5 protein-coding genes are annotated in these 7,141 nt (G+C 41.1%); all 5 read right to left on the bottom strand.

Annotated elements, in window-relative coordinates:
- Nucleotides 1–163: 163 nt before the first annotated feature.
- Nucleotides 164–946: an enoyl-CoA hydratase/isomerase family protein gene (locus J7K40_12665; GenBank protein ID MCD6163244.1), complete on the bottom strand. Its 783-nt coding sequence runs from the start codon at nt 944–946 to the stop codon at nt 164–166.
- A gap of 12 nt (nt 947–958) precedes the next feature.
- Nucleotides 959–1,807 carry a 3-hydroxybutyryl-CoA dehydrogenase gene (locus J7K40_12660; GenBank protein MCD6163243.1) on the bottom strand — a complete coding sequence of 283 codons (849 nt, stop codon included), beginning with the start codon at nt 1,805–1,807 and terminating at the stop codon, nt 959–961.
- 350 nt (nt 1,808–2,157) lie between these two features.
- Complete coding sequence (locus J7K40_12655; protein MCD6163242.1) at nt 2,158–5,103, bottom strand: hypothetical protein; 2,946 nt, start codon at nt 5,101–5,103, stop codon at nt 2,158–2,160.
- A 103-nt stretch (nt 5,104–5,206) separates the two neighbouring features.
- Nucleotides 5,207–5,758: a 2-oxoacid:acceptor oxidoreductase family protein gene (locus tag J7K40_12650; GenBank protein ID MCD6163241.1), complete on the bottom strand. Its 552-nt coding sequence runs from the start codon at nt 5,756–5,758 to the stop codon at nt 5,207–5,209.
- Between the two features lie 99 nt (nt 5,759–5,857).
- On the bottom strand, nt 5,858–6,976 hold the full coding sequence (gene hemW, locus J7K40_12645; GenBank protein ID MCD6163240.1) for a radical SAM family heme chaperone HemW: 1,119 nt from the start codon (nt 6,974–6,976) through the stop codon (nt 5,858–5,860).
- Nucleotides 6,977–7,141: the final 165 nt, after the last annotated feature.

The following is a 7,141-nucleotide window of genomic DNA, read 5'->3' as shown; positions in this document are numbered from 1 at the left end:
ACAAACGTCCCAGAATAAAATTAATCACCCCTAAAACCGGGTTTTTCAACAAGCCCTTGATTGGGAATCCAGTATTTCTCCCCTGGACGGAAATCCGCCATGGTAAATCTATCCTGATATATATTAAGGAGCGCTCATCCGAACGCCCCTTCTAACCACAGTTCTATTTCCCGCTAAATTTCGCCTCGCGTTTCTCCAGAAATGCACCGGTGCCCTCGTTCTTGTCCTCGGTGGCGCAGATTGCGCTGAATAACACCGCCTCATGCTCAAGGCCGCTTTTCAGGTCGGTATCCATGCCGAGATTGATGGCTTTCTTGGCCAGCCTTACCGCAATCGGTCCCTTGGAGATAATCTTCTTAGCTAAGCTCACCGCCTCGTTCATCAGCTCCTCCGGCGGATATACGGCATCTACCAAGCCAATACGCAAAGCCTCATCGGCGCGGATGATATCGCCGGTGAATATCAGTTTCTTAGCCATACCGGGGCCTACTAACCGCGCCAAACGCTGAGTGCCGCCATAACCGGGAATAATGCCGAGGTTGACCTCAGGCTGTCCAAACTTGGCTTTCTCGGAGGCAAGCCTGATATCGCAAGCCATCGACATCTCGCAGCCGCCGCCAAGAGCAAAGCCATTTACCGCCGCTATAACCGGCTTGGACAAGTTCTCTATCTTGCTATAAACAGCTTGCCCTCGTAAAGCCCGAGCATGACCGGTGATAACCGTATCATCATGAAGTTCTTTGATATCGGCGCCTGCTACAAACGATTTGCCGCCAGCGCCTGTAATTATGACAACCTTGGTATCCTGACACTTTTCAAGGTCGGTAAAGCAGTCATCCAGCTCAGTGAGAGTGTCAGCGTTTAAAGCGTTTAAAACATCGGGACGGTTGATTGTAACGTAAGAGATTCCGGCCTCATGCTTAAATATAATATTCTTATAGTCCATTACATCCTCCTACTATTTGGAATAATCATAAAAACCGCGACCGGTCTTGCGCCCGAGATAGCCGGCTTTAACCATCTGTTTGAGAAGCGGCGGCGGGGCATAATGATCATCCTTAAACTCGTTGAAAAATATTTCACCAATGTAATACATCGTATCCAAACCGATATAGTCGTTTAATTCAAGCGGTCCCATCGGATGACCGCAGCCAAGCTTCATGCCGTTATCGATATCCTCTTTGCTCGCCACGCCATCCTGATATGCGCGGATAGCATCAAATAGGTATGGCACTAACAGACGGTTGACAATGAATCCCGGTGAATCTTTGCATGATACAACAACCTTGCCGACTTTTTCCCCGAAAGCCTTAGCCGCGCTGTATGTCTCATCCGAGGTAGCGATTGTCTTGACGACCTCAACTAATTTCATAACCGGCACCGGGTTGAAAAAGTGAAGGCCGCAAAATTTATCGGGGCGGTTAGTAATCGCGCCCATCTCGGTAATCGAAAGCGAGGAGGTGTTGCTGGCGAATATTGCCTCTTTTTTCACAATGCCGTCAAGTTCTTTCCAAATCTTCAGCTTCTCATCGATATTCTCGATAATCGCCTCACAGATAATATCGCAGTCAGCAAAGTCAGCAAGGGATGTTGTGCCTTTGATTCTATCGAGGATAGTTTTCATACCGGCTTCATCGAGCTTGCCTTTTTTAACTGCTCTCGATAGTGATTTATTAACTCTTCCCAAACCTTTATCTACCAGGTCGGAGTTAACCTCACGGGCGACTACCTCGAAACCGGCCTTAGCCACAATTTCTGTGATACCCGAACCCATCTGACCAAAACCGCAAACGCCTACTTTTTTAATTTCCATTCTTTCTCCTTGTTTTGATTATTCATTTGATGCTGACCTATTACCCTGATTTTTAACACACCCCTAAATCCTCTCTCAAGAGGGGGATTCCATTATTGCCGCATAAAGCGGCAAAGAACCGCCGCCATTTATAATCAGCAAGTATATACATAAATTAACCACCATAGCAGGATACAAAATTTACGTTATAACATCAAGTGTTTCGAGTAGATGAAATTGCAATAAAATAGCGATAAATATAAGACGCCTGTTTCATTATCCGTTTGAATAGCGGCATTAATAGTATCATTATTTCAAACGGTTATTGCATTAATTATAATGCTATAAAAATCAAAATTGAATCTTTAAACAGCATCAACCAATTGTTTTATAATCACCGCCGCATTTTCGATTCGAGCTAAGTATATTTTGTACAGTTTCTCAGCGGCAGCAGCGTCATCCCCATACCCCATACTGGCGGCGACTGGCGGCAAGTATTCCTGGCTGATTACATTTTGAGCGGCAACTTTTAATCGGTATAAATCACGCATATTTTTAATGAAGTTTAAATGATCCTCAACGAATTTGAATTTATCAGCCTGCTGAGGTTCAATTTCAACCAGACGACGCAGGAATTTTCTGGATAGAGGGTCGCGCACCCGATGTTTAGTTTTATACATTAATAAAAGCATCTCGATATCACGGAGGCCACCCTGGCATTCTTTTATATTGTTTTTAAGGTCGCCGTTGTCAGCGGCATGGCGTGACTTCATTTCTTTTTTCATAAACTCGATATATTTCCGTCCCCGGGCAAAAATAAACGGATCGATTATCTCTTGTTCTAATTTGCGTTCAAGTTTGTTTGAACCAACCAAACGCCGTGAACTCAACAATTGCGACTGATCGATAAAAATGTTCTCGCCCTCTCCCTGTAAGTAGTCTGCCAATTGAACGAAACTGAGCACATATGAACCGAAATGTTCTGCAAATCTGTGGTGGGGAAGTATTCCGCGTTTGACTATCTCGGAATTCATTTTACCGACAATTTTGTTGCAATACTCGATTTTTCCTTCATCATTCGAATCGAGAATAACAATCATGTCATAGTCGTCATCGAACCCCTGTTCACGAGCATGTCCGCCGGTAGCATAAATTGCAAAGAGATCGTGAGTATGCATCGAGTAGCCGAGAGAAAGATGCACATTCTGAAGGCAGTACTCATATAAAGTTAAAGTATAATTATCGCTGAATTCGACAAACTCGGCATCGGTAACCTCGCATGGCGCGCCGTTCATTGCCATCAAGCTAACCCGGACGAATTCAAGGTCGTAATAATCGCCAAGCAGTTCGATACGTTCATCAAGAGTAGGCAGGGTAGTTAAATCGCTGTAGAAACTACTGGTGATTTCTTTAAGCTTTTCGTTTTGATGGAGGTTTGCGATAAACATCGGGTTTTTATTAAGAATTCGCAGAAAATGCCGTTTGAAAAAATGACTGCTCTGATAATGAATATTGCCCAGAGCCAGAAGTTGGTCATAGATAGGATGAAGTTCGGGAAGCGCCGGCTTTTTCTGAATAATCTGGTTAAATTTATCAAGAGCGTTCCAGTTTATTAAAGCCAGATAACTATTAAGATAACCAGGATAACTATACACTAAATAAGTTAGTGAAGTGGAAGCATCGGGAGCCTCGCTAAGTTCATTCAGGAACTGATCGCTCATCATTTTAAATACTTTCTTGTCACCGTCGGATTTAGCTCGTTCGCCAATAATAACTAAAAATCGTAATACCGAGGACGGGTCATATTTGATGCCGGCAATAAAAACCAAAGTAATTTTCCTCGCCACTTTTTCATCAAGAGCTAAATAGCTTTCAATGAACCCTTCATAGAAGATGCTGTTTTCATCGCGAAGTTCTTCTAAAAAATCATCCCAGTATGTAATACCCTTAAAGAACCTTGTTGAAAAAGCGAAATCTAAAGCGAGATTGCCCTCATAGCCAAGCTTTCTATCGCTGCTTAATGAAAAAATCGGCTTGAATACACTTATCCGATGGAGATGTTTTTTCAAGTCATCAGTTAAAATCTCGGCTGCTTTTACGCATTTATCCAAGTGTTCATAATAATTTACCAGCATGAAATCTTTGGCTGAAACCACGCCCTTCTTTTTATAACCCATAATCTCGGCAATCTTTGCAACTTGATTTTCTATGCCCGGTTCGCTAAGATTAATATCTTCCTCCTGAACCACCATAATTTGATATTGATGGCGAAAAAGTTCGAGGAAACTCAAAGCTTGTTCGAGATCTTTATATTGTTTAAGGCGTTCTTGATTCCTAATTTTCAAACCATCGATAATATCCCAGGCATTAGTTTTATCGACCCCATAAACAAGCTTTAGGGCAGAAAGTAAGCTCTTTACAGGGCGAAGACCTTCATCCTTAGGGTTTATCACTTCCTCTGGCCTCAAGCCATTAAGAAGCGAATTAATCTCGCCCATTATACCTCTCAGGTAGCCCTCGTGATAACGGTTTTCTTTGGTAGTTATCGAATAATAGAAACGGTTAGTTACTCTTTTCTTAAACTGCTCGTAAAGTTGAAAACTGCCGAGAATCGTTGCGGCTCCAAGCATTTCGGTTATAATCACAAAATTATAGATATTTTTTTCAAAAATCTCTTCATATTCATCAAGAGTGGCGGCTAAGCTGTTTTTACCTACATGTTCAGAAAGGTGGAAATGCAGCCTGGTTGCTTTCTTAAACATTTCGTTTGATAATCGTCCTATTGCCCGATTCAGATTATTGGAATCATCCGAACCTTCATATATAATACCAAGGTCAATATCATCCTGATCGGCTCTTGTGCCAACACTAAGCATCACAAATTCCGGGATATTATCTTTATCAAGAAAAATGTTTAGAAGACGCTCCATATAACATTTAGTAAGAAAACGAAACATCCTGCCGGCTTCTAACATTAGCCCCTTAGTAACAGTCAATCGGTCAGCCTGTATGGCAAGTTCCAGCTTGGTAATATCAATCATTCGCAAATTCATCTGAAGGAACTGCAAAGCATAATAACAACCAAGGAAATTCAGTTTTTCGGGTGTATCTTTGGCGACCTCCATTACAGTATCCATTTCACCGGGCAGTTCCAGAGAATAATTCCACAAATGTACTCTATCTCGTTTCCCTTGTTTTTCCAGACTGTCAATTAATTTATCAATATTTGCAGATATTATATGGAGATATTTGCGATTATAATTGCCCAGAGCAGCAGTACGTTCCGATAAGCGAGTTAATGGATCTTTCATAAAACTAATTCCTTTGATGTCGCATCCGGATACAAGTTTAATTGGTTTCGATGCAGCATCTTTTAATAATACGGAGATATTATTTTATAATAATTCTAAACTTCTATACTTGTTCCTGTTTATCATTTATTGCCAGGCCCGCTTCGTATGCCTTGAGATATGCATTTTCAGATTTTTTGGGAACCCTGGCCATTATTGCCTGACGGATAGATTCATTGCTGACAATATCGCCAATTTTGGCGAAAAAACCGAGAGCAATCATATTAATCAACGACAAATTGCTGCATTCTTTTTTAGCAATTTGAGAAAAAGGCGCTAAAAATACTCTCCATTTACAATTTTCATTATCAATCTTTATGCTGGAGTCGGCAATAATAATACTATCGGGATGAAGGTCCTTATGATATTTATCAAAAGCATCCTGAGTAAGCACTATAAAAAAATCGATTGTTTCGGCTTTAGGATAGTCAATAGCCTCATCAGAGATAATTACTTCCGCTCGGCTGGCATTGCCTCTTGCCTCCGGCCCGTATGAACAGCTTTCGGTAGCGATTTTAGCATCATAGATAGCTGCCGCCTCAGCTAATATTCTGGCTGCTTGAATTAAACCATGAGTTCCGGCGCCGCTAAATCTTATGCTGTACCTATAAGCCATAAACTTCTTTAGTGTCCCGCAAAATGCGGTAGTAAAACATGTTCATCTATAAAAATATAATTTTTATACTGCCAGATAGCAATAAATATTTTAAATGTTCTATCTCTTCAGCAGTTTAACAATAATCTCATCGGCAATCATAAAACCGCGATCGGTTAAGGCAATCGTATTAATCGATTTTTTTAAGTATCCCTGTTGGATAAATTCAGCCATCTTTTCTTTGTCTATCGCTTCTCTTACAGTCATAATATCGATGCCGGAAGCCAGACGCAAGCCAAGCATGAGCCTTTCTTGGCTTTTTTGTTCATCGGAAAGCTCCTCTTTAAAAACAGTCGGCAATTTCCCCTTATTCAAAGCGGCAACATATTTATCAACGCTTTTATAGCTTGAAGTGCGATACTTAGTATAATAGGAGTGCGCTGATGGTCCCAAGCCGAGATATTTTCTATCAGTCCAGTATTTCAGATTATGGCGGCATTCAAAGCCGGGTTTGGCATAATTTGTAACCTCATATCTTTTATAGCCGCTTTCGGTCAGCATCTCATGGAGAATTTGATACATCTCAGCAATAAGGTCATCATCCAAAAGCGTAAGCTCGCCGCTGTTTATCATCCGTTCGATAGGGGTTTCATTTTCTATCGTAAGCTCATAGGCCGATATATGAGGCGGCTGTTTATTAATGGCTTTCTTCAGTGTGTCACGCCAGACAGCAATAGTCTGACCGGGGATACCAAAAATAAGGTCAATGCCAATATTTTCGAATCCGGCATTATAAATCATATCGATTGCTTTATCGGCAGTTTCGGAATTGTGCGGCCTGCCTAAGGTCTTCAAAAGATTGTCATTAAAAGACTGCACGCCAAGAGTTATTCTGTTTATACCAAAATCATGAAGATTCTTTAGTAAATCAGGCGACACCGATTCCGGATTAGCCTCAATAGTTATCTCGGTGTTGGGAGTAAAATTAAAACATTTTCGGAGATGCCAAATTATCTCTCCGATTTTTTCATCACCTATAAGAGGCGGAGTGCCGCCGCCCAAATAGATAGTATTGTATATTCGTTTACCCCATTTTCTTTGTGATACCAATTCAATCTGAGTCAAAAGCGCTTCATAAAATTCGTTAATAATAAAATCATCGGCGGTAATAGAATAGAAATCGCAGTAATTGCACCTGGAAAGACAAAATGGAATATGAACATATATACCTGCTGCCATAAAAAACTCCATCAATATTATAAACAGAATGGCTTATTATATCAATAGCTATTTAATTCAGGAGTTTCCCCGTTTTTTTTCTTATTCAATTGTAGGTCGGTTTCCGAATGAGTCCGCCTTAGGCGGATGCTATAATGATGTCATTCCCACACTGCCCGCGTCATT

It is taken from the genome of Candidatus Zixiibacteriota bacterium, from assembly GCA_021159005.1.
In the GTDB taxonomy this organism is placed as follows: Bacteria; Zixibacteria; MSB-5A5; order UBA10806; family 4484-95; genus JAGGSN01.
This window is presented reverse-complemented; position numbering and strand designations above follow the sequence as displayed.

Bases quoted from the DNA above. Each gene is read 5' to 3' on its own strand.
- J7K40_12665 (MCD6163244.1), bottom strand. From the start codon at position 946: ATGGACTATAAGAATATTATATTTAAGCATGAGGCCGGAATCTCTTAC.
- J7K40_12655 (MCD6163242.1), bottom strand. From the start codon at position 5,103: ATGAAAGATCCATTAACTCGCTTATCGGAACGTACTGCTGCTCTGGGC.
- J7K40_12650 (MCD6163241.1), bottom strand. From the start codon at position 5,758: ATGGCTTATAGGTACAGCATAAGATTTAGCGGCGCCGGAACTCATGGT.
- hemW (MCD6163240.1), bottom strand. From the start codon at position 6,976: ATGGCAGCAGGTATATATGTTCATATTCCATTTTGTCTTTCCAGGTGC.